This window comes from Serratia sp. PL7 (genome assembly GCF_945957435.1).
Genome location: NZ_CAMFLB010000001.1, coordinates 780,079 through 803,309, shown reverse-complemented (window position 1 = coordinate 803,309; position 23,231 = coordinate 780,079). Strand labels below are relative to the sequence as shown.

Sequence of the window (23,231 nt, the reverse complement as noted above, 5' to 3'; positions counted from 1 at the left end):
AGCAAGAGATGTCACTGACCGACGCCGTACTGATGCTGTTTATCGCCCTGCTGTTGCTGTATTCGCTGTACGACGAATTCGGCATGGATCTGCTGAAAGGTAAAACGCGGCTCAAAGTACCGCTTAAACGCCGCCACCGCCTCGACAGCCTGATTTTCGTCGGCCTGATCGCCATTCTGATTTACCGCAATGTCACCGACAACGGTGCGGTATTAACCACCTATCTGCTTATTTCTTTGGCGTTGCTCGCCATCTATATTTCTTATATTCGCGCTCCCAAGATGGTGTTTAAAGCGCACGGTTTTTTCTTCGCCAATGTGTTTGTCGAATATAACCGCATTAAAGCCATGAATTTATCGGAGGACGGCATTCTGGCCGTCGACCTGGAACAGCGCCGGCTGTTGGTTCAGGTGACCCACCTGGACGACCTGGAGAAGATTTACCACTTTTTTGTTGATAATCAATAAATAAAGAAAAATTAACGTTATTTTAGCTCAAACCTTGCGCTGCTTGTGGGTAATTAATCGGCAGCGCAATCTCCTTTCTGACTATTATTTCTGCAACATTGTTACCCCTGGCTACATTATATTCCCGCATGAAATTAGATTAATGAAAACGAGTCTCAATTAAGAACAAACATTGCCATAGAATAAGGTTGTCCGTGGCGGAAATAATATGATATGGTTGCGCCGTCATTGGGGAGTAGCCGGTTTCTGGAGAATAAAAAGCCAGAAACGCCCGTATCAACATACTCGTTTCGCCGTAAGAAACGTGGTGCGGGCAGCCAGGTAAGGTTGGCGAGACCATAGACACGTAACTCCGTCGTTTGGTTGGGGGTGGGTTACGTGTATATGGAGCCACCCGGCCGAGGCTATTTCACATGAACCTTTCAGCAACGCTTATTCTCGCTTTTGGCATGTCCATGGATGCTTTCGCCGCGTCGATCGGCAAAGGTGCCAGCTTGCATCAACCCCGTTTCCGCGAAGCGATCCGCACCGGCCTGATCTTCGGCGTGGTCGAAGCGATCACCCCGCTCATCGGTTGGGCCATCGGCCTGTTCGCCAGTCAATACATCATGGAATGGGACCACTGGGTCGCCTTCTCGCTGCTGTTCATTCTCGGCATGCGCATGATCGTCGAAGGGGTACGTAACAAGCCCGATGAAGAAGAGAAGGTCAAACGTCATGGTTTCTGGTTGCTGGTCGCCACCGCCATCGCCACCAGCCTCGACGCGATGGCCATCGGCGTCGGTCTGGCTTTCCTGCAGGTGAACATCGTGCATACCGCGATGGCCATCGGCTGCGCCACCATGATCATGGCGACGCTAGGCATGATGATCGGCCGCTTTATCGGCCCGCTGCTGGGCAAGCGCGCCGAAATCCTCGGCGGCGTGGTGCTGATCGGTATCGGCGTCAACATTCTGCTGGAGCACCTCGGCTACCTGGCCTGAAGCGCTCGCTTTGAAAAAAACCTGCCGCGGCAGGTTTTTTTGTTTTTGAGTTCAAGGCCCCTTAAGCGCGACGTCGGTACAACGCCAGCACGAAGTCCGTCTCGCACACAAACTCGCCGCTCTCGGCCAACCGCTGTTGCACCTCCGGCGTGGCGCGCCAGGCGAACGGCGTCATCTGCAGCAGATTGGCGGCCTGCGTGCCCGGTAGGGTCATCGTATAGGCCAGCGCCTCTTTGCGCTCGCAGTCGAATCCGGCGAACTGTTCATCCTGTTCGGCATGCAGCTGCACCTGCTGGTACACCTGCTCTTTCAGCTGGTACAGATGACGCGGGCCCGGCGACACCGTCAGCACCACGCCGCCCGGCTTCACTACCCGTGCCAGCTCCTCCGCCTTGCAAGGTGCATAAATGCGCAAGACCGCATCCAACGCACCATCGGCGAACGGCAAACGGTGACTGGAAGCGACGCAGAACGAGACCGCCGGATAACGTTTAGCGGCGTAGCGGATCGCCACCTTGGCGACATCCAGCCCATTGACCGCCATATTGCGCTCCTGGGCCAGCCTGGCGGCCACCGCGGCAGTGTAATACCCTTCCCCACAGCCTATGTCCAACAACGCGCCAGCATCGGCCGCCAGCGCCAAATCCAGCCACTCGGCCACCTGCTCTTGCAACGGCTGATAATATCCACCGTCGAGAAACGCTCGCCGCGCCTGCATCATTTCCGCGCTGTCTCCCGGCTGCTTCGATCGCTTGTGCTGTACCGGCAGCAGATTGACGTAGCCCTCTTTGGCCTGATCGAACTGATGATTGCCGCCACAACGCCAGTGTTGTGATGAAAAATGCAGCGATTGATGACACAGGGGACATTGATAAGACATGAATGGGCTTCCAGAGAGACAGGGCGCGGCTAGTCTAAAGAAGGCGCCGGTTTGATGCAAGGCGCATCCCCACTCGCTTTCGCCGCCAACAACACCTGGCCAAGCGGGGAAAAAGCTGGCTACACTGAGAGTCTGTTTTCTCACGCAGGTGAACATAACTTATGAGCGATCGTTCCGCGCTGCTCGATGCGGTGCCTCACATTCAGCACGGCTTCGGCAGCAAACTCGCGCTGCTGCCAGGGCATCTACTGCCCTACAGCGCCACGCTGCCGGAAAAAAAGCAGGTACACGGCACCCGCATCGTCGACGTGCTGCAACCGGCGCAGGCGTGCGGCGAGGCCGATGGTTTCTACACTCGCCAGCCCGGCATTCTGATCAGCGTACTGACGGCGGACTGTCTGCCGGTGCTGTTCAGCCGCCGCGACGGTGGCGCTATCGCGGCGGTACACGCCGGCTGGCGCGGGTTACTGGACGGCATTCTGGAGCAGATGGCGTCCCGCATTCGCCAAGATGGCGACACCGCCGATTGGGTGGTGTCTATCGGCCCCGCCGCCGGCCCATGCTGCTACGAAGTCGATGAAGCGCTGGTGGAGAATTTTAAACAGCGCCTGCCGCTGCCCGCCACGCTGATCAGCCCGCATTACCGGCATCTGGATCTGGCCGCAATTGCCGAATACAAGCTGACGGCGCTCGGTTTCGCCGCCGTTGACCGCGCCGGCAGTTGCACCATCTGCACGCCGGACGTCGACCCGCAGCGGCCGCAGCGCTTCAAATACACCAGCTATCGCCGCAACAGCCATCGGCGCGCGCAGGATCCGACGCATCCGGGGATCAAAGGCCGCAACCAGTACGCAGGCATCGTCATCGCCGCCGGATGACGGAAACGAAAAAGCCCGCGCGAAGGCGGGCTTTTTGTACAGCTGACGCTGATTAGATAGCAGTAACGTTTACTGCAGATGGGCCTTTCTGGCCATCTTGGATTTCGAACTCAACGTTCTGGCCTTCAGCCAGGGTTTTGAAGCCGTTACCCTGGATTGCAGAGAAGTGTACGAACACGTCTTTGCTGCCGTCAGCCGGGGTGATGAAACCGAAACCTTTAGACTCGTTGAACCACTTAACTTGACCTTTGATCTTTGCCATCTTGAGTATTTCCTTTGGATTGTTTAAACCGCCCGTGGGCGTTACATAGACAAACTAGAGTCGTTACTGCTTGAGGCACTAAGATAAGGATCGGCAGAGAAGCGGTATTCAACGCTAACGTCTTTACTCAGAACTTCTTTACTGAAAATGCCACACATATACAGAACTGTACCTCGTTTTACCCAGATGCGTTATCACATACTCTGTATGCGATGGCAAGCCATTTTTAATCACTGAACGACATGTCGCACATATTTGAAACGGTCGAGAGCCACATTTGCTTAAATAGGCCAAAAGATGTTGAAGCATCGGCTATTTTCTGCTTGCAAAAACCACCGCACCAGACCCCGCATTCTGGTGGAGTTTTAACAAAACTTTCATCGTTTTGTCGCATGTCCGTCTCGTCATTTTCGCTTTTTTGCCGCTTATAGCGTTAAAAAATTTGAATCTTTATGGAATTTGATATGCAACATTTGAATATCGATGAACGGGGGCCAATTTATTCATCGCTGCTCCGCCCCTTTACCGTCGAAAACGCATCATCATCAGCCTTCAGCCCTGCCGCCACACCGCACGAGCAGGAGCAGCACACAGGCGGGCGATGATGTTACCGTCCTGCACAACGGTTGCATAAGCATGCAACGTCCAGACGCCTCTCCCGCTGGCCAGTGGCTTCATCCTAAATAATCCGAAAACCATCAGTCCGAATAACCGGAATAATCTTATGAATAGCAAAAGTGTGGCGTTGAATTAAATCCTGAAGATCGGGTGGTTATTTGAATCACCACCCGCACTTATCAATTTTGCTAATTACTGCCGCGCTTTCAAACCGTTGCTCTTATTCTTTCCTCTGTACCGCAGGGCGAAGAGACCACGCTTGCTGAGAATCCTGCAACGCGATGCGCTCGCCAATCTTCAGCGGGTGGAATTGATGCTGTTCAAGCCCCGCCTCACTCAGCGCCAGATTCAACTGCTGCGGCGGTTCGTCCAGCGACTCATCCGCCAATTCGAATACCCCCCAATGGATGGGAATGGCGCGCGGCTGATTGAGTTGACGGTACAGCGTCACCGACTGCTGCGGATCCATATGCTGCTCCTGCATAAACCAGCGCGGTGCGTAGGCGCCGATGGGCAGCGCCGCCACGTCGAACGGCCCCAGCCGTTGACCAATCTCCGCCAGCCGTTCCGAATAACCGCTGTCGCCGGAAAAATAAAACCGCAGCCCCGGATGGTGGATCACCCATCCACACCACAGTGAGCGATTGCGATCCCACAGCGTGCGCATGCTCCAGTGCCGCGCCGGCGTGGCGTAGACCGTCAGCTCGCCCAACGGCAGACTTTGCCACCAGTCCAGCTCATGCACCTTCAGCCGATAACGGCGGAACCAGCGCTTCAAGCCGAGCGGCACGATGAACTCGGCCTGAGGGAAACGCCGCGCCAATTGCCGCACCGTGCGCCTGTCAAGGTGGTCATAATGGTTATGGGAGATCAGTACCGCATCCACCGCCGGCAGTTGCTCCACCGTCAGCGGCGGCGGCGTTCTGCGCTTCGGGCCGTAAAAGCTCAGTGGCGATGCACGTTCGGACAACACCGGATCGATCAGGATATAGCGCCCGCTCAACCGCAGCAGCATCGAGGCATGCCCCAACCACCAGACGCTGTCGTCGCTGCCGCTGAGATCGGCAGGCTGCCACCAGCGTTCGGTAAATTGTGCGTAACCCTGCTGCGGCGGCTTGGGCAATCCCTGGCGCTTGCGTTCATCTTGCCAACGTTGAAGGTCCCCCTCCTGACGCCGCGAAGGTTCCAGGTTGCGAAATCCCTCCGGCGTATGATGCGCCTTGGCCGCGTCGTAATAACGGTTGATTCTTTTCATCCAGCCTTTTCTCCCGACCACTGCGCCCTGCACGGGCATGACTTTCAGTGTAACAAACCCGATGAAGCTCGCACTTTGTCAGCCGTGCGCTGCATCTCGGGACCTTTTGCCGTATGCTGTTGTCTCACTCCGGTGAGACAGCCAGGGCCGCCAAGAGCCCGTTAAGACTCTCTTAAGATCTTTGTGATTGACTTGTAGGGCATACAGAAAAGGAGAAGTTATGAGTCGTTCTACATCCCGCAAATCAGGCTCAAGCCTGGGGCGCCGTATTCGCAGCGCGCTGCTGGCGCAGAAGCTATACTGGAAAATGTATTTCGCCATGAAGTTGCGCCGTCTGCGCGTACCTGCACCGCTGGTGCTGCTGGGCGGTTCGCTGCTCGGATTCTTCATGTTGACCCTGCTGATGCTCAGCGTGGTGGCCATCGACGTGATCAGTACTCTGCTGTTGCTGTGCCGGAAACTGCTGGGGCGGGGGCACGGAGAGGGGCGCGCCTTTATGCCGCGCGGCTAACGAGAAGAGAAGCGGAGGCGCGCCATACGCCTCCGCAGCAAACAGATTAACGCTTGGCGTCTTTGCGGCGCGTCAGCATAAACCCGCACCACAGCACCGCAACCCACAGCGGCATCAAAAGCACCGAAATACGGATCCCTTCGCTGAAATACATAATCACCAGAATCAGGCCGAGGAACGCCAGACACAGGTAGTTGCCGAACGGATACCACAGCGCCTTAAAGCTGGGAATGACGCCCTGGCGGGTCTTGGCAGCGCGGAATTTCAGGTGCGCCAGGCAGATCATCACCCAGTTGATGACCAACGTTGAAACCACCAGCGCCATCAGTAACTCGAACGCCTTACCGGGCATCAGGTAGTTAATCAGCACGCCGATCGAAGTAATCAACGCCGACAGCGCGATGGACAGCACCGGCACGCCGCGCTTGTTAACGCGCGTCAGCGCCTTCGGTGCATTGCCTTGGCTGGCCAGCCCAAACAGCATGCGGCTGTTGGCGTAGACACCGCTGTTGTAAACCGACAGCGCGGCGGTCAATACCACCACATTGAGCACGGTTGCCACCAGATTGCTGTTCAGCGCATGGAAGATCAACACGAACGGGCTACCGCCCTCCACCACTTGCCCCCACGGATAGAGCGACAGCAGCACAGTCAGCGAGCCGATATAGAAGATCAGAATGCGGTACACCACCTGATTGGTGGCTTTAGGAATGCTGCGACGCGGATCGGCGGCCTCCGCCGCGGTGATGCCGACCATTTCCAGGCCGCCGAACGAGAACATGATCACCGCCATCGCCATCACCAGCCCCGAGAAGCCGTGCGGCATAAAGCCACCCTGCTGCCACAGGTTGGTGATGCTGGCCTGTGGCCCGCCGTTGCCGCTCGCCAACAGCCAGGCGCCGAACACGATCATGCCGACAATCGCCACCACCTTGATGATGGCGAACCAGAACTCGGTTTCGCCATACAGGCGCACATTTACCAGGTTAATCAGGTTGATCAGCACGAAAAACAGCGCGGCGGAGGCCCAGGTGGGGATCTCCGGCCACCAGTACTGAATGTAGATGCCGACGGCGGTCAATTCCGCCATGCCGACCAGAATGAACATCGCCCAATAATTCCAGCCGGAAAGAAAGCCGGCGAAGTCGCCCCAATACTTATAGGCAAAGTGGCTGAAAGATCCGGCGACCGGCTCCTCCACCACCATTTCGCCCAGCTGGCGCATGATCAAAAACGCGATAAAACCGCCGATGGCGTAGCCCAACAGCACGGCGGGGCCGGCCATCTTGATGGTTTGCGCAATGCCGAGAAATAAACCGGTGCCAATGGCGCCCCCGAGGGCAATAAGCTGTATATGTCTGTTTTTTAAGCCGCGTTTTAGCGGAGTATCCTGATGCTGACCGCCCATCTTATCCTCATATGGCGTACACCCTTGCCGTTATCGGCCAAGATTTCACCAATCAATAAATGTATCTGCGGGCGGCTTTTTAACACTTAACCCCGTGAGCATCAAGGAGAAGCGCCCCGAGACGGCGTAGCGGAGCGCGATTTTTTAACCGTGAGAAAGCGTGAAATGGCGGCGTTCAGCCTGGCATGCCGCACAGTTTGGTCAGGTTGCGCGCGCCTATCATCAGCGTGGCGACATAAGATTGGCGACGCGTGACCACTTCCACCGCCACGCGATCGTTTTGATATTTTATCAGGTAGGTCGAGGGCCAACCCTGACGACGCTGGCCAAAGCTTTCGGCATGACGATCGATCGCCGCATGGGCAATCACCAGATGAGACAAGTTTTTATCACCTTTGATAATGCGCTTCATAAACAGCCTCCGCCAACGACAGCTCTGTTATTAGAAAAAGGAGAAACTCTTACCAATCACCGGTATTGTTCGACTCAGTTAGCCTGCCGGCTCATCAGGAAGCAGATCATCGCCGCGCGCAGCGGGCTGGCGCTGTCCGCCTGCCATTCACCGCCCTGGGTGCTCATGCGCGCCTGCCACTGCGGGCTGTCGCTTTGGTTGTCGGGGTTCAGACTGATTTTGTTGGCGCAAATGATCGGCCAGGCATCGGAGGGATTCTTGCAGTAATCTTTACCTTTCACGCCACCGTAGGGATACCACTTGTCCGGGTTCTCTCCGGTCAGCAGCGCGATGCTGCGGTTCACTTCGGCATCGCTTTCTTCGTACCATTTAATCATCGGCTTCATCCATCTTTCGTAAGGTTCGCGCTACATTACGATGTCTGTAAGACAGTTTTATGACAGTGCCGCCGGTTTTCACATTATCTGAACTAATGTTTTGCTCCCTTTAACTTTTCTCCCCTTCTGCGTACACTTTTCCTCTGTTTAGCGCCCAGGAAACGCACGCATGTTGACCGGCCTCAACCACCTGACGCTCGCCGTCAGCGATCTCGATCGCAGCTTCGATTTTTATCGTCATCTGTTGGGGTTTACCCCTCACGCCCGCTGGCAAGGCGGCGCCTATCTGTCGTTGGGGGCGTTGTGGCTGTGTCTGTCATTGGATGAGGCCCGCATGCGACCACGGGAGCGTGATTACACCCATTACGCCTTCAGCGTCGCGCCGGAACACATTGAACGGGTCAGCGAGCGGCTGCGCCAGGCCGGCGTCGAAGAGTGGAAAAGCAATCGCAGCGAAGGCGAATCGCTCTACTTTCTCGATCCCGATGGGCATCAGTTGGAGATCCATGCCGGCGATCTGGCCAGCCGCCTGGCGGCATGCCGGGAAAAACCGTATCAGGGCATGGTGTTTTACTGAAACGCCCCGGCGACGCTGCCGCCGGCCGGAGCATCATGTTCAACGTTCGGGGATAAAACCTTTGAAATCCAGCGCGGGGCTGAGATCGTCGTCGTCAGCCGCAGCGGCGCCGTCAGCGCCTGCGCTGTGCGCCAAACGCTTCAACAGCGCCGTTTGCTGGCGTTGTTGCTCGGCAATTTCCTGCAGCAGGCGAATCTGCTCGTTGGCGCGCACGCTGGCGCGGTTCACCAGGAACCAAACCCACAGCCCGGCCAACAATGCCACAACGGCGAGCGCCAGCGACAACAGGCCGTTCTGGCCAAAACCTAAATCGTACATGGACAACCCTATCTACTGCGAAATTCAGGCCGCCATCTTAGCACTCGCGGCGGCCGTGCGAACATCCCTACCGAAAATTGCTTACCAGGGCACGAAGCGGGTCACCGAACAGATGCCCAACGCAAAATTTCCACCGTCGTCGCAATAGCTATCCAGCGCCAGCAGGTAGAAAAACAGGCAGGCAGCGACGGCCGTCATTATCACGAGGATTTTTTTTCGCAACAAATTTAGCAGCCTCATTGTTATCTGGGTAATCTATCGCGCATGTTATCACAGCGAAGTTAAACGAAGTTTAACTTTCCGTTTAGATTTCTGGCTATTGCCCGGTTTTCAGACTGTTACCCTTGTCGTCGCGCGGCAGTCATGGCTAGATGAACCCTCAGGGATAATGAGGAAGCGCAATGAGCAAATTGATTAAGTGGGTACTGGTGCTAGCGGTCATTTACGGCGGTTTTTTGATCTCGGGTTACGGCGTGCTGATCGGCAGCAACAAAAACGTTGGCGGGTTGGGATTGCAGTGCAAATACCTGACGGCGCGCAACGTGGCGATCGCCCAGTACGTGAATGGCGACAACGGTTTCATCGGCGTAGCCGACTGCCCGTTGTTCAAGAAAATCGAAACGGTGGTGGATTAACCGCCACCGCCCGACGCCGTCGCTTTGCGGCGGCCCCGCCTCAGCTGCGGGTGAATTTCATCTCGATCAGCGCAATCGCCTTGTCAATCGCTCGGCGTGTCACCGGATCGGCACCTGCCGGGTGCGTGGAGAAATCAATGCTTTTTAGCTGACCCGCCATCTTGTCGCGCACTTCGGTCGGCGCAATCACGTCGATAACGTCCAAAATCTGTTTGATGACCAGTTGGCAAGCGACCAGATCGGAAGCCAGTTCCTGCTCGTTGCTCAGCATGTCAGACATAATAACTTTCCCTCTTGATTCAAACGCCGCACAGAATAGCACGGCGTCCGCGCCATTGCCCGCTCTCCCCGTTTTTTTCCCCTTCTGCGCACCGCCGGGCAAAAGCCCGCGGCGGATTAGCCTATACTTGCAGCATGACGGTGGCAAAAACCACCCATAAGCCACAACCAACAGGAGAAAGTTATGGCGAATCACAATGTGAAATCCTGGGCGACAGTGCGTGAAACTTCGGTGGAAATCGCCGAAGCCATTTTTGAGCTGGCAGGGAACGACGAAGTGTTGGCGCAGAAAATCTGGGAAGAAGGCAGCGATGAAGCACTGGAGAAGGCGTTTGCCAAAACCACCGCCGACCAGCTTTATTGGGGAGAGGAAACCGTCGAGCGGAAAAACGTTTGAGCGCCCGCGCAACAAAAAGCCCGGGTTTCTGACCCAGGCTTTCCCGATTAGCGAACGCCCCGCTCAGCGGCGTGCAATGTCTCTTGCTCTCACGGCTCTTCACCTCCCACACTTTCCGCATTTTTCATGCTCATCACCGGCATCGCCATAAAAGCGCCGACGCCCACGATTACAACCAGAGTAATAATCACTGTCATTAACATGCGATCACCCCATCAACGTTGAGTTGTTACGGCTGACTCTGTTTTGGCGGTTACTTGCTGTGGCCTTCTTTCCGTCCCCCACCGCGGCGGCGACAGTCTCAGATTAGCCGTTTTTCCTTTCGGCTGACAAGCGGCGGTTCAACGGTTTTTCCGAATAATCCCCCCCGGTCATCGGTGGCGTTTTTGTCCACGGCGGCAAGTTGTGTATACTTCACCGCTATGTAGGTCTCACACTGACGCACTGATGATACAAGAACACCACCTCTCATTGGTCTGCGCCCTCAGCAAATGGGTCGAAACTCACCTCGGACGAGTGATCCATCTCGAAGAGTTGGCCGAGTACTCCGGCTACTCGCTGTGGCACATGCAGAAGCTGTTCAAAGAAGCGACAGGGATTTCGCTCGGCAAATACATTCGCGAACGCCGTCTGGCCGGCGCGGTCTATCAACTGCGCAGCAGTGAAGCGTCGATCTTCGATATCGCCCTGGACTTTGGCTTCGGTTCACAGTCCCACTTCACCTACATGTTCAGAAAGCGTTTTAATATCACGCCCTATGATTTTCGCCAGGATTTGAGCGTCGATCTGCACATCGATCCGCCGCTGCACGTCATTCATCAAAAATCCGCCTGAAGCCCGCCGTAAACCGGCGGGTTAACGCGTCCCCCAGACCGCCAGTATCGCGATCGCGGCCGGCAGAGCCTGCACCCAGAGAATTTTACAGCTGGCGCTCAGGCCGCCGAATACGCCGGCCGCCAGCACACACCCGAGAAAAAACAGCTGCAGCGCCATATCCTCACGCCAGTAGCTCCATGCCAACCCCAACGCCAGAAAGCCGTTGTACAACCCCTGATTGGCGGCCAACACCCGCGTGGCTGCAGCGAACTCCGCCGTCGTGCCAAATGCGCGTCTGCCGAGTGGCGTACGCCACAGGAACATTTCCAACACCAGGATATAAAGATGGAGCGCTGCGATGAGCAGCAACAAAATATCGGCAAAGAGCTTCATGATGATCCCTGTCGTTTATTGAAGATGTCGTCAATTATAAACGCCGCCTCTCACCTCCCCATCGATAGAGATAAAAAAACCCGCCGAAGCGGGTTTATGCAGGAGTCATTTTTTGAGGTTAGTTTAATACGGCGACCAACAATGCCGCGACAGAGACCCAAAACAACGCCGTGGCAACCACGACATGGGACAGTCTTGCACGATAGAGTACCTGGCTCATAATGACCTCACTGACATCTGACTAACGGGAGACAACCTGACTTCCTGAGGATTATCCTAAACTTCTTCTCGTTGTCATTATATGCGCCAGATCACTTTTCCGCCGAGAAACCTTATATTGTCCTAAAGCTGGAGCCGCGATCACATTAATTACGTCTTATTAGAGCGAAATAAGCCGAATAACCGCGGCGATTATATCCTAACGCTATCAAACATCGCTCCAGGGCAGGCGTGGCGCGGTCATGCGCTCACCAGAATAACCGTCAACCGCCGGGAAACGCGGCGCCTCTTGCTCCCAATCATGCTGAGCCTGAGTAATTTCAGCTTTGGTATGGCCAACGAAATTCCACCAGATAAGGATCTCTTCGTTTAGTGGCACTCCACCGATTAATAATCCCCGGCTGCCCTTCCGTGCATTTAACCCAATAGAGTTATTCTTCATGCCCAAATAGGCAAACTCATCAGGTGAAAAAGTTTCACCATTAAGTTCAAATGCACCAATAAGGGGCAAAAAGCCGATTTCATAATCATCGCGCAGCGGCAATTCTATCCTCGCCGCTTCCTGCCACTCCATATCAATGGCAATTAGTGGCGAGAAAGTAAACACCGGTGAACGATAAGCGCCAAATTCCCCGACCAACAAACGGTGATTCACGCCGTTATTCTGCCATTGTGGCAAGTCCGGATAGTGATCGAAACGTGGCGCCATGTCGGCATGTTCGGCCGGCAGCGCGATCCATAATTGTGCGGCATGCAATCGCCGCTGCTCGCCCACCGACTGTTCCGTATGCGCAATGCCACGCCCTGCGGTCATCAGATTAACCTGCCCTGGGCGAATCACTTGCTCACTGCCGAGGCTGTCACGGTGCAGCACTTCACCCTCTATCATCCAGGTGAACGTTTGCAGCCCGATGTGCGGATGCGGCCCCACATCCATGCCGGGCGAGGTGCCGTTGAATACCGTCGGTCCAGCGTGATCGAGAAAACACCAGGCGCCGACGGTGCGCCGCTCCCGAGTTGGCAACGCACGATTGATCGGGATACCTCCCACTTCGGCATTACGCACGGCAATACGTTGTATCTGGCGCACGCCGTCAACGACAGGGCATTCGCGTGAAGATGAAGAGAGCGTAGGACGTGACTGACTCATCGCAAAGACCTCCTGAATGGCGCCGATTCGCCAAGGGTACCCCCAATCTTAACACAGGGTAGCCCCCACAGAGCGGCGACGCTCAGCGCGTTCGCGCGATTCAGGACGCTTTGATATAGCAGCTCTTGATGTCTATATCGTCATGCGCGTGCCTGAGATCGGAGAAATAGGTCACGCCAAAGAGAATTGATACCACCAGCAGCACGGACACCAACAGGCCGATGATCGCCAGCAGTTTGGTTTCATCATGGAGATTAGGCTCCATTTTATCTCCCCTAGTTAATCGCGTCAGGTCACCCACAGCGTGACCGCCAGCGTAAAGATAATCAGTGAGCAGGACGCCACCGCCAACACGACGATCGCAAATTGCGCATCACCCAAGGTTTCTCGATAATTTTTATCCGTTGAGGCGTTACGCTGTTGTTTCACTAAATCGGTTTTCACTCGTTCAACTGCTGCATTGCTGTTTGACGGGGCAAAATATCCCCTCAGAATAAGGCACGCACGTTGGCGCCTTGGTCGTTCCGGCCTCAACCGGGAGATGACGCTATCAATTTTCCCCATCAGGGTCAACACCGCCCCTGCCGGCGAGCGAGCAGGGACACAGGGGAGATGTAACTGGCATGGAGATCGCAGGGAAATAAGAGACGCCTATTGCAGAGGACAAAAAAAAGCCCGGTACGCAACCGGGCTATGGCAGACCTACGCGTTATTGCGGGATACGCAATACCTGCCCCGGATAAATCTTGTCCGGGCTCGACAGCATCGGCTTGTTGGCTTCAAAAATCTTGTTGTACAGATTGGCGTTGCCGTACATCTCTTTAGAGATCGCGCTCAGCGTATCGCCCTTCTTCACGGTATAGAAGCGGCTCTCGGCGTCGGGTTGCGTCACCGCCACCTTGTCTTCCACCCCGCTGATACCCGCCACGTTGCCGATAGCCACCAGGATCTTCTCTTTTAACTCCTGGCTGACGGCATCGCCGGTCACTACGGCTTTACCATCGACCACCTGCACATCGACTTTGTCGGTGCCCGGCAAGCCGCTCTTATCGAGATGCTCCTTGAGTTTGGCGCCTTGATCTTCGGCGGAGGCATTGCCGGTGACTGTGTCCCACAGTTTTTCTCCCGCTTCTTTGACGAAGTTAAACAAGCCCATATTCACTCCTTTTGATGGTTGCATTAATGCGTTTAAGTAAGGCTTGTTAAGCTTAGCATCGTCAAAAGGATATGCCATCCGCTCACGGCGCCAGAAACGGGTAGAGTATTCCGAAAGTGTCGTCAGCGGCGTTTCAACGGTGATTAATTGCGCAATGATGCTGAAAAATCGTGCTTTTTTACCTACACTGTTGCAGACAAGGCAACTCGACGAAGGAGGCGTGCAACGATGTACGCATTGGTGATGTTTGTCTGTTATCTGGATGGTGGCTGCAGTGAAATGGTGGTCGACATATTGCGCGACGAGCCACAATGCCTGGTCGCGATGAAGGAACAGAACTTGCGACACGCCGGTTGTTATCCCATGGAAGAGTTCATTGACGGCTTCTGGTTGCCAGCCAGCGAATATTCGGATTTTTAATTCCCTCCCCGCGCGATGCTGAGGAATTTCTGATTTCATCAGAAACTTCGCCTTCCTCCGAGGCATAAGGCCGCTGTTTTGCTAAATTGCGGCTCCCGAAGAAGAGAGAGACAGAGAAAGGTCATGCCAGCATCAGCTCATTCCAACGAGCAATATGAAACTCTGCTGCGCGACGTCAGCCTGGCGTTAGGCGACGCAGTGTTGCAGTTAATCAAAAACCATAAAAAAGTATCCGGCGGCAATATTCTTTCACAGCTGGTGACCGAAATAGAGCGGGAGCAGGATCAGCAACGTTTCGCCGCGCTGCGTTCCGCCATTGAGCTGGTCGGGTTGGCACCCAAAGGCTGAGTTCCCGATAAAACAAAGGCAGGGCTTGCGCCCTGCCTGAGGTTAATGACAAACCTGATGACATTACCAGGTTTACCGAAGACAACCTTTAAAATAAGGAAAATCAATTCATTGATTTTCGACTGCTCACCACAAAGGAGGAAAAACCACGCTTTTTCCTCCTTTGTCAGCAAGCTAAGGCAGGGCTTACGCCCTGCCTGATTACCACTCCCGACACAGGATGAAGGTAATGAAATTGCCGCTTAGAAGCGATACGTCAAGCTGACGGCAACGATATCATCGTTGGCCAGTTTCAGTTTGTTATTGTCGCTCAGCTGGTTGATTTGATAATCAACGTAGGTGTACATATTTTTGTTGAAGTAGTAAGTCGCCCCCACTTCCACATATTTCACCAGGTCGGCATCACCGATCCCTTCGATATCCTTGCCTTTGGACTGCACGTAGCCCAAGGAAGGGCGCAGGCCGTTTTCGAACTGATACTGGGCCACCACTTCGAAGTTTTGCGTTTTATTGGCGAAGCCGGAGGTGCCATTGACGCTGATCGGCGTCATGTTACGGGTTTCGGCATACATCGCGGCCAGGTAAACCTGGTTGGCGTCGTATTTCACTGCGGTGGTCCATGCAGTGGCGCTGTCGCCCTTACCATACTGCAGCTCTTTTTGCTTGCTGGTGCGGTTAGAATCAGAGAACGCCGCCGCTACGCCGATGCCGGAACCGCCGATGTCCTGGTAGTCCAGGGACAGGCCGTAACCGTCGCCGTTTTGCTTGGTCACGCTGCGACCGTCGCCGTCGTTTTTACCCTGATACTGCACCGCCAGATTCAGGCCTTCCACCAAACCGAAGAAATCACGGTTACGGTAGGTAGCCAAACCGTTGGAACGGGCGGTCATAAAGTTATCGGTATAGCTGTAGGAGTCGCCGCCGAATTCTGGCAGCATGTCGGTGTAAGCCTCGGCGTCATACACCACACCGTAGTTACGGCCGTAGTCGAAAGAACCGTAGTTGCCGAATTTCAGCCCCGCGAAGCCCAGACGCGTTTTGGTGCCGGCGGTGCCCTGCGCTTCGTCGTGATTGGCCTGGACGTTGTATTCCCACTGACCGTAACCGGTCAACTGGTCATTGATTTGCGTTTCGCCTTTGAAGCCCAGGCGAACATAGGTCATATCGCCGTCATTGGACTTACTGTCGCTGAAATAATGCTTGGCGTTAACGCGGCCGTACAGGTCGAGTTTATTACCATCCTTATTGTAGATTTCAGCCGCGTTGGCGAAGGAGGTGATCGCCCCGAGGGCGACAGCTAAGGCTAATACACTGCGTTTCATCATTTATTTTCCTAGATATTATAATTAGAACCCTGCCCGTCACGCCCAATTTATAGTTTGGGCTGTGATTTTATCTTTTGGTATTTTATGAGCCCCCCTAATGTGGGGTGATGTGACATTAGCATCATGAATCAAAACTTAAAATCAAAAAGTTCATGAAACAACGAGGAGAAAGCATGTTTATTTGTAACTAAATATTTCCAAGAAGAAAGCATATAACCTATTGAATATAAGAATTTTTTATCACATAACTTATAACCAAAATGGTGCATCGCACTCTTTTGGTGCATTTTGGTTTCGTTTTGCGTGCTTTCTGCGCGATTCAAAAGTAACAACAAAATTAGCATGGTTATTAAAAACGTTACTTATTTCACATTTTTATCTTAACAATCTCACCAGGCAATTAAGGCTTTCAGATAACGACCTGATACAGCCTTTTATTCACGCGTATAAAAGGAGGTATTAGGAACGAATAAAATTCGCCTTAGGGCAATTAAAATAGCGGGAAATAGCAGAGCAAAATAATGAACGGAATAACGGCGGCGCGCTGACGGCGCCGCCGAGGATAAATCAATAGAGCGTAGAACGGGAAACTTCGCTCAACAGCATGCCAGCGCGCAGGCCCAGCGCCACAGTGGGGTTAGGGAACAGTATCCACGCGCCCTCTTGGCCAACGCGATAGTCCTCCTGCGGCTGCTCGCACAGCAACATCCCCGGTTTCAACTCGGTGAAGTTGGCCGTGTCATCATCCAGGTGCAGCTTGAAATCCTCGCTGTGTTTGATCAACGAATGCATCACACGGAATACCCGGATCGCCTCGCCCTCGCGCTCCGGCAACGGCCCCTCGCTGACCGCCGCCCGCAAAGCGCGATCGATGGCAGCAAACTGCTGTAGATCGTTGCTGCCAAACGGTCGCGCCTTGCCCAGCTCGAGCGTACAGCTCGCCGCATTGAGATGCTCGCTGGAATAGTGGCTAAACGTCCCGCCTGGTGCGCTGTGCACCACCAGCGCATCCAAATCGGCGGCATCCAGCAGCTTCAACATCGGCTCACTGTACGGGCGTTTCTGGAAAGGCAGAATGCCGAAACGTGGCAACCGCGATTCACGGATGGCGGTGTGCAGATCGTAATGGAAACGCGCCGCCAGTTCCCCATCGAAAAAGGCGGCGAGCGCACGCTCCAACTGCTGCGCACGCACGGTCTCGCCGCTGGCGGCGAAGTTGCGGTAGCGGCCGCCGAACATGCGGTTCATGTCGCTGTGCAGATAACGCTTGCCGGCCCGCATCGCCGCCGGGTTGCCCAGCACCACCAACAGCCGCACCGTCAGCGGCAACCGGCCGATCAGCAGATCGCCAACCAGCTGATTGAGCAGTTCAATCGGCGCGGTTTCGTTGCCGTGCACGCCCGCCGACATGACCATCGCCTGGCGGTAAGGCTGCCGCGGCATGAGCTCCAGCACGCCTTCCCCCTGCCAACGCCAGCGCAGCTGCGGCGTTTCACCTTGCCATTCGACGGGTTCGTTCCCTTCCAGCGTCAGGGGCAGTAGATCGATCATGCCGCCTCCCTTAGCGTTGGAACGGATAAATGGCGCCGAGACCGAGAATCGACGTCAGCGAATCCAGCGCCTCACGCCCTTCGCGCAGCAGCAGCGGATCGGCCAGGTCATCCTGCGTCAGGCGATCGCGGTAATGGCGATCCACCCACTCGTTCAGCGTCGCGAACAGCCGCTCGTTCATCATCACGCGTGGATTCACCGCCCGCAGCTCCTGCTCGTTGAGCGCCACCCGCAACCGCAGGCAGGCCGGGCCGCCGCCGTTGCGCATGCTTTCGCGCAGGTCAAACACGCGAATTTCATCGATCGGGCCGCCGCTGCCGACCATGTCGTTCAGATAACGCCACACGCCGACATGTTGGCGCGACTCTTCTGGCACCACGATCATCATCTTGCCGTTCGGCTTGGTGAGAATTTGGCTGTTGAACAGATAGGTCGCTACCGCGTCCGCCACCGAGACGCGCTCTGTCGGCACCTCGATTGCCACCAGCTCGCTGTCCAGCGTCGCCATCTTGCGGCGCACGTCATCCAACGCCTGTTGCTGGCGGTAAAACGCCTGCTGGTGGTGGAACAGCACGTTCTGGTTACTGACCGCTATCACGTCGTTATGGAATACGCCCTGATCGATCACCGCCGGGTTTTGCTGTACGAAGACCGTATGCTGCTCGTCCAGTTGGTGCAGGCGAGCGATTGCCTCGCTGGCTTCGCGCGTTTGGCGCGCCGGATAACGCGTCGGCGCCGTTTCGCCACCGAATTCCTGACGACCGTAGACGAACATCTGCACGCTGCGCTTGGCGTAGTCGCCGCCCAGACGGTTATGGTTGGCCGCCCCTTCGTCGCCGAATAACGCCACCTGCGGCAGCGCCTCGTGGTGGGCAAAATGCCGATCGTCGCTGAACATCGCCCGCAATACGGCGGTGGTGGTTTCCGCCTCGATGGCGCGGTGGAATTTATTGTTCAGGTTGGCGGCAGTGAAGTGCACCTTGCCGTCGGCGCTGTCCGCCGAGGGCGACACGGTGGCCGCATTGGCGGTCCACATGCAAGACGCCGAGCTGAGCGCCGACAGCAAACGCGGTGATTGACGCATCACCTGCGCCAGCACCGTCTCATCGCTGCCGCTGAAGCCCAGGCGACGCAGCATCGGCAAATGCGGCCGCTCCTGCGGCGGCAATACCCCTTGCTGGAAACCGAGATCGGCCAGCGCCTTCATTTTCAGCAGACCTTGCTTCGCCGCCAGCTTCGGGTTCGATACGCTGTTTTGATGCTGCGTAGAGGCCTCGTTACCGAACGACAGCCCGGCATAGTGGTGCGTCGGCCCCACCAAACCGTCGAAATTGACTTCATATCCTGACATGGCTATCCCCTGGGGATGGCCTGCGGCAGCGCCATCGCGCCGCCGCAGACGATTAACGGAACGACAAGCCCGGCGAGAGCGTCGCCGGCAGCGACAGGCTTTCGCTTTCCAGCGACGCCATCGGCCAGGCGCAATAGTCCGCCGCATAGAAGGCGCTTGGGCGATGGTTGCCGGAGGCTCCCACGCCACCGAACGGCGCCGCGCTGGACGCTCCGGTCAGCGGCTTGTTCCAGTTGACGATGCCGGCACGCGCTTCCAGTAGCAACCGCTCGAACAGCTCACGCTGCGGCGATACCAGCCCCACCGACAGGCCGTAGCGCGTCCGGTTGGCCAGCTGCAGCGCCTCGTCGAAATCGCGGTAACGCACAATCGTGGTCAACGGCCCGAAGAACTCTTCGTCCGGTACGCCGGCCACGCCGGTCAGCTCGATGATGCCCGGGCTGAGCAGCGAACTGCCCGGCTCCAGCAGGCGCATGGTCAGCAGCGATTTGCCGCCCAGCGCCAGCAAGTTTTGCTGCGCTTTCAGCATGTTCTCCGCCGCGGCTGCCGACACCACCCCGCCCATGAACGGCTGCGGTTCGGCATCCCAACGGCCAACGCGCAGTTCGCCCGCGACCTGAACCAAACGCGCGATAAAGGCGTCGCCTTCCGCCCCCTGCTTCACCAAAATGCGGCGTGAACAGGTGCAGCGTTGGCCGGCGGAGATAAACGCCGATTGGATAGCCAGGTTGACCGCCGCGTCGCGATCCTCGAAGCCATCGACGATCAGCGCGTTGTTACCGCCCATCTCCAGCGCCAGGATCTTCTCCGGCTGCCCCGCCAATTGGCGATGCAGGTGATAGCCGGTGCCGGCGCTGCCGGTGAACAGCAGGCCGTCGATATCCGCACTGGCCGCCAGCGCTTCGCCGGTTTCCCGGCCGCCTTGCACCAGATTGATCACCCCGTCCGACAGGCCGGCCTGCTGCCACAGCTTCAGGGTTTCCTCGGCGGTCAGCGGCGTCAGCTCGCTCGGTTTGAACACCACGCAGTTTCCGGCCAGCAGCGCCGGCACGATATGGCCGTTCGGCAGATGGCCGGGGAAGTTGTAAGGCCCAAACACCGCCAGCACGCCGTGCGGGCGATGACGCAGCACCGAAGCGCCGTCGGCCATCGCCGTCTGGCTAAAACCGGTGCGCGATTGGTAGGCCTGCAGCGAAATGCCCACTTTACCGATCATCGCCTGAATTTCGGTCAACGTTTCCCAACGCGGTTTACCGGTCTCACGGCTGATGGTTTCCGCCAGCGACTGTTTGTGCTCTTCCAGCAAGGCGGCGAAGCGTTTCACCAGCTGTTCGCGCTGTTCAAACGGCGTACGCGCCCAGGAGGGAAACGCGGCACGCGCGGCCTCGCAGGCGGCGGCGACGTCGTCAGTATCGGCGGCGTTAGCGCGCCACAGCGGCTGGTTGCCGACCGGATCGGCTTTGCCGAACTCGGCGCCGCGGCCCTGCCGCCAGACGCCATTAATCAACAGAGCAGGATGGGACATCATGCTTTCTCCTGTGCAATAAGGGGGAGCACCCGCACCGGGCTGCCCTGCTCGACGCCCAGCGCCGCAGCGGTGGCGGCGTTGATATGCAGGCGGTCGTCATACAGTTCGGCATTGACCAACAGTGCGCGGTAGTTCTGATAGTTGTCGTTGGCCACCAGATGCACCGGCGCATCGGCGCGCATCGGCGTGTCATCCAGCACCACTTTCACCAGGCGGCTCTGCTTCACCGCGCGGATATGGTCGATCTCGGCTTCCAGCGTCGGGCCGCCGTCGAAGATATCGACGTAGCCCTGATAGCTCAGGCCTTCCGCCTCCAGCAACCGGCGTGCCGGCAGGGTTTGCGGATGCACTTCTCCGATCACTTTCTGCGCGTCTTCGGCCAGGAAATCGACATACAGCGGATGTTTCGGCATCAGTTCAGCGATAAACGCCTTTTGTCCGGTGCCGCTCAGGTAGTCCGCCTTGGCGAACTCGATGGAGAAGAAACGGTGGCCGACGCTCTCCCAGAACGGCGAACGGCCGTTTTCATCTGAGAAGCCGCGCATCTCGGCGATCAGACGGCGGGAGAAACGCTCGCGGAATGCGGCAATAAACAGGAAACGCACCTTCGACAGCAGTTTGCCGTTCTCACCGTGGCGATAGTCCGGATCGAGGAACAGCGTGCACAGCTCCGAATGGCCGGTATGATCGTTGCTGAGGAACAGGGTCGGTACCGATTTATAGACATTCAGCTGTTTGGAGGCATGTACCTGCGTGCCGACGCGGAAGCTGTACCAGGGTTCTGCCAGGCCGACGGCCACTTCGATCGCGCAGACCCCCACTGCTTTCCGGCGCTCGCTGTCCTCCAACACGAACAGATAACACTGGTCACTTTGCGGAAGTTCGCCTTGCCAGGTTTTTAACGCCCGCTCAATGCGTGCCGACAGGGTATCTTCATTTTGCGGCAGTGAAGTGAGACCGATGCCAGATTTACCGGCAAGCGTCAACAAATCCGCCAGATCGCGACGCTCTATAGGGCGAATAATCATCATAATGCGAACCTCTTCTGAATCAGGCTGCGCCGGTGAAGGCGCAGCCCGCTGATTAGCTGCAAATGCGCGCCACGGCACGCGCGAATCGCGCCAGCCCCTCTTTCACATCCTGCTCAGGGATGATCAGCGACGGCGTGAAACGCACCACGTCCGGACCGGCGATCAGCGCGATGACGCCTTCTTCGTTGGCCAGTTGGGTGATCTGCTTCGCTTTGCCGGCATAGTCCTTCGTCAATTGGCAGCCGATCAGCAAACCGCCGCCGCGAATGTCGGCGAAGATCGGGTACTGGCGATTGATGTCGTTCAACCCGTCGATGAACCACTGGTGACGCTGTTTGACGCCTTCCAGCACTTCCGGCGTGTTGATGATGGAGAACACTTCCCCCGCCACCGCCGTCGCCAGCGGGTTGCCGCCGTAGGTGGTGCCGTGGGTGCCGACGCCCAGCGTTTTCGCCAACGCATCGGTGGTCAGCATGGCGCCGATCGGGAAGCCGCCGCCCAGCGCTTTCGCGGTGGTCAACACGTCCGGCACCACGCCGTACTGCATATAGGCATACAGGTGGCCGGTGCGGCCGACGCCGGTCTGTACTTCGTCGAAGATCAGCAGCGCGTTATGACGATCGCACAGTTCACGCAGCCCCTGCAGGAAACTGGCTTCCGCCGGCAGCACGCCGCCTTCGCCCTGGATCGGCTCGACGATCACCGCGCAGGTGCGATCGTTGATAAGCTCGGCCGCTGCGGCCAGATCGTTATACGGCGTATGAGTGATGCCGCCCGGCAGCGGCGCAAAGTCCTGCGAATATTTTGGCTGGCCGCCGGCGGACACGGTAAACAGCGTGCGACCGTGGAACGCGTTGTTGAACGCCACAATCTGATCTTTACCAGCGCCGTGCTGATCGTGCGCATGTTTGCGTGCCAGTTTCAGCGCCGCTTCGTTAGCTTCGGCGCCCGAGTTACAGAAGAACACCTTGTCGGCGAAGGTGGCGTCGATCAGTTTTTTGGCCAGGCGCAGCACCGGTTCGTTGGTATAGCCATTGCCCAGATGCCACAGCTTGCCTGCCTGCTCCACCAGCGCCGCCTTGACCGCCGGGTGCGCATGCCCCAACGCGTTAACCGCGATGCCGCCGGCGAAATCGATATAAGACTTACCCTGCTGATCCCACACCTGCGATCCTTCGCCCCGCACCAGAATAAAATCGGCAGGGGCATAAACCGGGACCATCCAGTCATCGAAAGACTGGCGGGTAACTGCGATTGGCTGTTCCATAGTGACCTCATAATCTCAGCAAAGGCTGAATTTTGACTGTAAGGGTCGCTCAAGCCCGGTTAGGCCGCCACAATGCAAAAAAACCGTTGTTCAAAACCGACTTTCGCGGCGGAGAAAATACTGTCCCTTACCGCTGATTTAGAAACAAATCTGTTACATAAAATCGATTTTTCACTATTTATGGCGTATATCCGGTCCCTGAGCGGGGAGTAAATGTTAACGAGCAGTTAAAATACATGTCGTTTGATAAAGAGTGTAGAGCAGCTATCGTGCCAAAACGGGATTTTTGCCGGATTTTGCTATTTTTTACGTTAAAACAACGGCTTATATTGAATATTTATTCATTTTCTATGCATTGGTAATGCATAAATTAAAAAATAAGGCCTAAAATCATCATTGCGCGCGAAATACTATTCAAT

The 23,231-nt window shown here is 56.4% G+C and carries 32 protein-coding genes and 1 riboswitch; of the genes, 10 read left to right on the top strand and 22 right to left on the bottom strand.

The genetic code is table 11. The features are described 5' to 3' along the window. Window positions 1–8: 8 nt before the first annotated feature. Window positions 9–467: a DUF986 family protein gene (locus N6G83_RS03810; RefSeq protein WP_025303160.1), complete on the top strand. Its 459-nt coding sequence runs from the start codon at window positions 9–11 to the stop codon at window positions 465–467. Between the two features lie 218 nt (window positions 468–685). Beyond that, window positions 686–873: riboswitch (yybP-ykoY riboswitch) on the top strand. A 7-nt stretch (window positions 874–880) separates the two neighbouring features. Then, on the top strand, window positions 881–1,450 hold the full coding sequence (gene mntP, locus N6G83_RS03805; protein WP_025303161.1) for a manganese efflux pump MntP: 570 nt from the start codon (window positions 881–883) through the stop codon (window positions 1,448–1,450). A 61-nt stretch (window positions 1,451–1,511) separates the two neighbouring features. On the opposite strand, the gene rlmA is transcribed toward mntP, so the two are convergent. Further along, window positions 1,512–2,330 carry a 23S rRNA (guanine(745)-N(1))-methyltransferase gene (gene rlmA, locus N6G83_RS03800; RefSeq protein WP_260514729.1) on the bottom strand — a complete coding sequence of 273 codons (819 nt, stop codon included), beginning with the start codon at window positions 2,328–2,330 and terminating at the stop codon, window positions 1,512–1,514. A gap of 161 nt (window positions 2,331–2,491) precedes the next feature. Here rlmA and pgeF point away from each other — a divergent pair, with 161 nt between their 5' ends. After that, window positions 2,492–3,208, top strand: coding sequence for a peptidoglycan editing factor PgeF (gene pgeF, locus N6G83_RS03795; protein WP_025303163.1), 717 nt, complete (start codon window positions 2,492–2,494; stop codon window positions 3,206–3,208). Between the two features lie 52 nt (window positions 3,209–3,260). Here the strand turns inward: pgeF and cspE are convergent, their stop codons facing one another. The 4 genes from cspE to N6G83_RS03775 form a co-directional block, all read right to left on the bottom strand. Then, window positions 3,261–3,470: a transcription antiterminator/RNA stability regulator CspE gene (cspE, locus tag N6G83_RS03790; RefSeq protein ID WP_002221949.1), complete on the bottom strand. Its 210-nt coding sequence runs from the start codon at window positions 3,468–3,470 to the stop codon at window positions 3,261–3,263. Between the two features lie 41 nt (window positions 3,471–3,511). Beyond that, window positions 3,512–3,628, bottom strand: coding sequence for a DUF2627 domain-containing protein (locus N6G83_RS03785; protein WP_002211058.1), 117 nt, complete (start codon window positions 3,626–3,628; stop codon window positions 3,512–3,514). 394 nt (window positions 3,629–4,022) lie between these two features. Next, window positions 4,023–4,148, bottom strand: a complete 126-nt coding sequence (locus N6G83_RS03780; RefSeq protein WP_260523924.1) for a hypothetical protein — start codon at window positions 4,146–4,148, stop codon at window positions 4,023–4,025. Window positions 4,149–4,308: 160 nt separating this feature from the next. Further along, window positions 4,309–5,343: an MBL fold metallo-hydrolase gene (locus N6G83_RS03775; protein WP_197824830.1), complete on the bottom strand. Its 1,035-nt coding sequence runs from the start codon at window positions 5,341–5,343 to the stop codon at window positions 4,309–4,311. Between the two features lie 220 nt (window positions 5,344–5,563). Here N6G83_RS03775 and N6G83_RS03770 point away from each other — a divergent pair, with 220 nt between their 5' ends. Then, window positions 5,564–5,854, top strand: coding sequence for a hypothetical protein (locus tag N6G83_RS03770; protein WP_260514728.1), 291 nt, complete (start codon window positions 5,564–5,566; stop codon window positions 5,852–5,854). A gap of 46 nt (window positions 5,855–5,900) precedes the next feature. Here the strand turns inward: N6G83_RS03770 and N6G83_RS03765 are convergent, their stop codons facing one another. The 3 genes from N6G83_RS03765 to N6G83_RS03755 all read right to left on the bottom strand — a co-directional run bounded on the left by N6G83_RS03765 (window position 5,901) and on the right by N6G83_RS03755 (window position 8,051). Further along, window positions 5,901–7,262 (bottom strand): amino acid permease, encoded by a 1,362-nt coding sequence (locus tag N6G83_RS03765; protein WP_049203952.1) that lies wholly within the window; start codon window positions 7,260–7,262, stop codon window positions 5,901–5,903. A gap of 175 nt (window positions 7,263–7,437) precedes the next feature. Beyond that, on the bottom strand, window positions 7,438–7,674 hold the full coding sequence (locus tag N6G83_RS03760; protein ID WP_025303167.1) for a DUF4060 family protein: 237 nt from the start codon (window positions 7,672–7,674) through the stop codon (window positions 7,438–7,440). 74 nt (window positions 7,675–7,748) lie between these two features. Continuing rightward, window positions 7,749–8,051 carry a phage protein NinX family protein gene (locus N6G83_RS03755; RefSeq protein WP_004927682.1) on the bottom strand — a complete coding sequence of 101 codons (303 nt, stop codon included), beginning with the start codon at window positions 8,049–8,051 and terminating at the stop codon, window positions 7,749–7,751. Between the two features lie 169 nt (window positions 8,052–8,220). On the opposite strand from N6G83_RS03755, the gene fos reads away from it, so the two are divergent. Next, window positions 8,221–8,628 (top strand): fosfomycin resistance glutathione transferase, encoded by a 408-nt coding sequence (gene fos / locus N6G83_RS03750; protein ID WP_197770690.1) that lies wholly within the window; start codon window positions 8,221–8,223, stop codon window positions 8,626–8,628. A gap of 39 nt (window positions 8,629–8,667) precedes the next feature. On the opposite strand, the gene N6G83_RS03745 is transcribed toward fos, so the two are convergent. After that, window positions 8,668–8,946 carry a YebO family protein gene (locus N6G83_RS03745; RefSeq protein ID WP_025303169.1) on the bottom strand — a complete coding sequence of 93 codons (279 nt, stop codon included), beginning with the start codon at window positions 8,944–8,946 and terminating at the stop codon, window positions 8,668–8,670. An 81-nt stretch (window positions 8,947–9,027) separates the two neighbouring features. Then, entirely contained in the window at window positions 9,028–9,186 is a 159-nt protein-coding gene (locus tag N6G83_RS03740; RefSeq protein ID WP_004927688.1) for a PhoP/PhoQ regulator MgrB, read from the bottom strand. 161 nt (window positions 9,187–9,347) lie between these two features. Here N6G83_RS03740 and N6G83_RS03735 point away from each other — a divergent pair, with 161 nt between their 5' ends. Beyond that, on the top strand, window positions 9,348–9,581 hold the full coding sequence (locus tag N6G83_RS03735) for a YobH family protein (protein ID WP_004927690.1): 234 nt from the start codon (window positions 9,348–9,350) through the stop codon (window positions 9,579–9,581). 40 nt (window positions 9,582–9,621) lie between these two features. Here the strand turns inward: N6G83_RS03735 and N6G83_RS03730 are convergent, their stop codons facing one another. Further along, entirely contained in the window at window positions 9,622–9,861 is a 240-nt protein-coding gene (locus N6G83_RS03730; RefSeq protein ID WP_025303170.1) for a DUF2766 family protein, read from the bottom strand. 183 nt (window positions 9,862–10,044) lie between these two features. Between N6G83_RS03730 and N6G83_RS03725 the strand changes: the two genes are divergently transcribed. Together N6G83_RS03725 and N6G83_RS03720 are read left to right on the top strand one after the other, a co-directional pair. Then, on the top strand, window positions 10,045–10,257 hold the full coding sequence (locus N6G83_RS03725; RefSeq protein WP_004927694.1) for a YccJ family protein: 213 nt from the start codon (window positions 10,045–10,047) through the stop codon (window positions 10,255–10,257). 447 nt (window positions 10,258–10,704) lie between these two features. After that, complete coding sequence (locus tag N6G83_RS03720; protein WP_004927697.1) at window positions 10,705–11,091, top strand: helix-turn-helix domain-containing protein; 387 nt, start codon at window positions 10,705–10,707, stop codon at window positions 11,089–11,091. A gap of 21 nt (window positions 11,092–11,112) precedes the next feature. On the opposite strand, the gene N6G83_RS03715 is transcribed toward N6G83_RS03720, so the two are convergent. From N6G83_RS03715 to lysM, 5 genes are all read right to left on the bottom strand, one after another. Further along, a complete protein-coding gene (locus N6G83_RS03715; RefSeq protein ID WP_260514727.1) occupies window positions 11,113–11,466 on the bottom strand; it encodes a DUF1304 domain-containing protein in 354 nt (117 codons plus the stop codon). A gap of 427 nt (window positions 11,467–11,893) precedes the next feature. Then, window positions 11,894–12,835, bottom strand: a complete 942-nt coding sequence (locus tag N6G83_RS03710) for a pirin family protein (RefSeq protein WP_025303173.1) — start codon at window positions 12,833–12,835, stop codon at window positions 11,894–11,896. A gap of 100 nt (window positions 12,836–12,935) precedes the next feature. After that, complete coding sequence (locus N6G83_RS03705) at window positions 12,936–13,100, bottom strand: hypothetical protein (RefSeq protein WP_162837923.1); 165 nt, start codon at window positions 13,098–13,100, stop codon at window positions 12,936–12,938. Window positions 13,101–13,123: 23 nt separating this feature from the next. Then, window positions 13,124–13,279: a hypothetical protein gene (locus N6G83_RS03700; protein ID WP_016927390.1), complete on the bottom strand. Its 156-nt coding sequence runs from the start codon at window positions 13,277–13,279 to the stop codon at window positions 13,124–13,126. A 265-nt stretch (window positions 13,280–13,544) separates the two neighbouring features. Beyond that, window positions 13,545–13,991: a peptidoglycan-binding protein LysM gene (gene lysM / locus N6G83_RS03695; RefSeq protein ID WP_025303174.1), complete on the bottom strand. Its 447-nt coding sequence runs from the start codon at window positions 13,989–13,991 to the stop codon at window positions 13,545–13,547. 228 nt (window positions 13,992–14,219) lie between these two features. Between lysM and N6G83_RS03690 the strand changes: the two genes are divergently transcribed. Both N6G83_RS03690 and N6G83_RS03685 read left to right on the top strand, forming a co-directional pair. Then, window positions 14,220–14,411: a YebW family protein gene (locus N6G83_RS03690; RefSeq protein ID WP_004934567.1), complete on the top strand. Its 192-nt coding sequence runs from the start codon at window positions 14,220–14,222 to the stop codon at window positions 14,409–14,411. A gap of 123 nt (window positions 14,412–14,534) precedes the next feature. Next, window positions 14,535–14,759, top strand: coding sequence for a biofilm development regulator YmgB/AriR family protein (locus N6G83_RS03685; RefSeq protein WP_016927388.1), 225 nt, complete (start codon window positions 14,535–14,537; stop codon window positions 14,757–14,759). Window positions 14,760–15,001: 242 nt separating this feature from the next. Here N6G83_RS03685 and N6G83_RS03680 read toward each other — a convergent pair whose 3' ends face one another. The 6 genes from N6G83_RS03680 to N6G83_RS03655 all read right to left on the bottom strand — a co-directional run bounded on the left by N6G83_RS03680 (window position 15,002) and on the right by N6G83_RS03655 (window position 22,812). Further along, a complete protein-coding gene (locus tag N6G83_RS03680; protein ID WP_025303175.1) occupies window positions 15,002–16,084 on the bottom strand; it encodes a porin in 1,083 nt (360 codons plus the stop codon). Between the two features lie 567 nt (window positions 16,085–16,651). Next, window positions 16,652–17,635, bottom strand: a complete 984-nt coding sequence (astE, locus tag N6G83_RS03675) for a succinylglutamate desuccinylase (RefSeq protein ID WP_043143868.1) — start codon at window positions 17,633–17,635, stop codon at window positions 16,652–16,654. Window positions 17,636–17,645: 10 nt separating this feature from the next. Continuing rightward, window positions 17,646–18,986 carry an N-succinylarginine dihydrolase gene (gene astB, locus N6G83_RS03670; RefSeq protein WP_164067324.1) on the bottom strand — a complete coding sequence of 447 codons (1,341 nt, stop codon included), beginning with the start codon at window positions 18,984–18,986 and terminating at the stop codon, window positions 17,646–17,648. A 52-nt stretch (window positions 18,987–19,038) separates the two neighbouring features. After that, window positions 19,039–20,511, bottom strand: a complete 1,473-nt coding sequence (gene astD / locus N6G83_RS03665; RefSeq protein ID WP_260514725.1) for a succinylglutamate-semialdehyde dehydrogenase — start codon at window positions 20,509–20,511, stop codon at window positions 19,039–19,041. Continuing rightward, window positions 20,511–21,545, bottom strand: a complete 1,035-nt coding sequence (astA, locus tag N6G83_RS03660; RefSeq protein ID WP_025303179.1) for an arginine N-succinyltransferase — start codon at window positions 21,543–21,545, stop codon at window positions 20,511–20,513. The genes astD and astA overlap by 1 nt, the downstream gene beginning before the upstream one ends. Before the next feature lie 52 nt (window positions 21,546–21,597). Then, window positions 21,598–22,812, bottom strand: a complete 1,215-nt coding sequence (locus tag N6G83_RS03655; RefSeq protein WP_025303180.1) for an aspartate aminotransferase family protein — start codon at window positions 22,810–22,812, stop codon at window positions 21,598–21,600. Between the last annotated feature and the right edge of the window lie 419 nt (window positions 22,813–23,231).

Coding starts and splice junctions, on each gene's coding strand:
- N6G83_RS03720 (WP_004927697.1), top strand. CDS start 10,705: ATGATACAAGAACACCACCTCTCATTGGTCTGCGCCCTCAGCAAATGG.
- N6G83_RS03680 (WP_025303175.1), bottom strand. CDS start 16,084: ATGATGAAACGCAGTGTATTAGCCTTAGCTGTCGCCCTCGGGGCGATC.
- N6G83_RS03765 (WP_049203952.1), bottom strand. CDS start 7,262: ATGGGCGGTCAGCATCAGGATACTCCGCTAAAACGCGGCTTAAAAAAC.
- N6G83_RS03740 (WP_004927688.1), bottom strand. CDS start 9,186: ATGAGGCTGCTAAATTTGTTGCGAAAAAAAATCCTCGTGATAATGACG.
- N6G83_RS03655 (WP_025303180.1), bottom strand. CDS start 22,812: ATGGAACAGCCAATCGCAGTTACCCGCCAGTCTTTCGATGACTGGATG.
- mntP (WP_025303161.1), top strand. CDS start 881: ATGAACCTTTCAGCAACGCTTATTCTCGCTTTTGGCATGTCCATGGAT.
- astB (WP_164067324.1), bottom strand. CDS start 18,986: ATGTCAGGATATGAAGTCAATTTCGACGGTTTGGTGGGGCCGACGCAC.
- N6G83_RS03725 (WP_004927694.1), top strand. CDS start 10,045: ATGGCGAATCACAATGTGAAATCCTGGGCGACAGTGCGTGAAACTTCG.
- N6G83_RS03770 (WP_260514728.1), top strand. CDS start 5,564: ATGAGTCGTTCTACATCCCGCAAATCAGGCTCAAGCCTGGGGCGCCGT.
- cspE (WP_002221949.1), bottom strand. CDS start 3,470: ATGGCAAAGATCAAAGGTCAAGTTAAGTGGTTCAACGAGTCTAAAGGT.
- fos (WP_197770690.1), top strand. CDS start 8,221: ATGTTGACCGGCCTCAACCACCTGACGCTCGCCGTCAGCGATCTCGAT.
- astE (WP_043143868.1), bottom strand. CDS start 17,635: ATGATCGATCTACTGCCCCTGACGCTGGAAGGGAACGAACCCGTCGAA.
- astD (WP_260514725.1), bottom strand. CDS start 20,511: ATGTCCCATCCTGCTCTGTTGATTAATGGCGTCTGGCGGCAGGGCCGC.
- N6G83_RS03780 (WP_260523924.1), bottom strand. CDS start 4,148: ATGAAGCCACTGGCCAGCGGGAGAGGCGTCTGGACGTTGCATGCTTAT.
- N6G83_RS03785 (WP_002211058.1), bottom strand. CDS start 3,628: ATGTGTGGCATTTTCAGTAAAGAAGTTCTGAGTAAAGACGTTAGCGTT.
- N6G83_RS03745 (WP_025303169.1), bottom strand. CDS start 8,946: ATGTACGATTTAGGTTTTGGCCAGAACGGCCTGTTGTCGCTGGCGCTC.
- astA (WP_025303179.1), bottom strand. CDS start 21,545: ATGATGATTATTCGCCCTATAGAGCGTCGCGATCTGGCGGATTTGTTG.
- N6G83_RS03730 (WP_025303170.1), bottom strand. CDS start 9,861: ATGTCTGACATGCTGAGCAACGAGCAGGAACTGGCTTCCGATCTGGTC.
- N6G83_RS03690 (WP_004934567.1), top strand. CDS start 14,220: ATGTACGCATTGGTGATGTTTGTCTGTTATCTGGATGGTGGCTGCAGT.
- N6G83_RS03755 (WP_004927682.1), bottom strand. CDS start 8,051: ATGATTAAATGGTACGAAGAAAGCGATGCCGAAGTGAACCGCAGCATC.
- N6G83_RS03810 (WP_025303160.1), top strand. CDS start 9: ATGTCACTGACCGACGCCGTACTGATGCTGTTTATCGCCCTGCTGTTG.
- N6G83_RS03775 (WP_197824830.1), bottom strand. CDS start 5,343: ATGAAAAGAATCAACCGTTATTACGACGCGGCCAAGGCGCATCATACG.
- N6G83_RS03710 (WP_025303173.1), bottom strand. CDS start 12,835: ATGAGTCAGTCACGTCCTACGCTCTCTTCATCTTCACGCGAATGCCCT.
- N6G83_RS03685 (WP_016927388.1), top strand. CDS start 14,535: ATGCCAGCATCAGCTCATTCCAACGAGCAATATGAAACTCTGCTGCGC.
- N6G83_RS03760 (WP_025303167.1), bottom strand. CDS start 7,674: ATGAAGCGCATTATCAAAGGTGATAAAAACTTGTCTCATCTGGTGATT.
- N6G83_RS03735 (WP_004927690.1), top strand. CDS start 9,348: ATGAGCAAATTGATTAAGTGGGTACTGGTGCTAGCGGTCATTTACGGC.
- lysM (WP_025303174.1), bottom strand. CDS start 13,991: ATGGGCTTGTTTAACTTCGTCAAAGAAGCGGGAGAAAAACTGTGGGAC.
- N6G83_RS03715 (WP_260514727.1), bottom strand. CDS start 11,466: ATGAAGCTCTTTGCCGATATTTTGTTGCTGCTCATCGCAGCGCTCCAT.
- pgeF (WP_025303163.1), top strand. CDS start 2,492: ATGAGCGATCGTTCCGCGCTGCTCGATGCGGTGCCTCACATTCAGCAC.
- rlmA (WP_260514729.1), bottom strand. CDS start 2,330: ATGTCTTATCAATGTCCCCTGTGTCATCAATCGCTGCATTTTTCATCA.
- N6G83_RS03705 (WP_162837923.1), bottom strand. CDS start 13,100: ATGGAGCCTAATCTCCATGATGAAACCAAACTGCTGGCGATCATCGGC.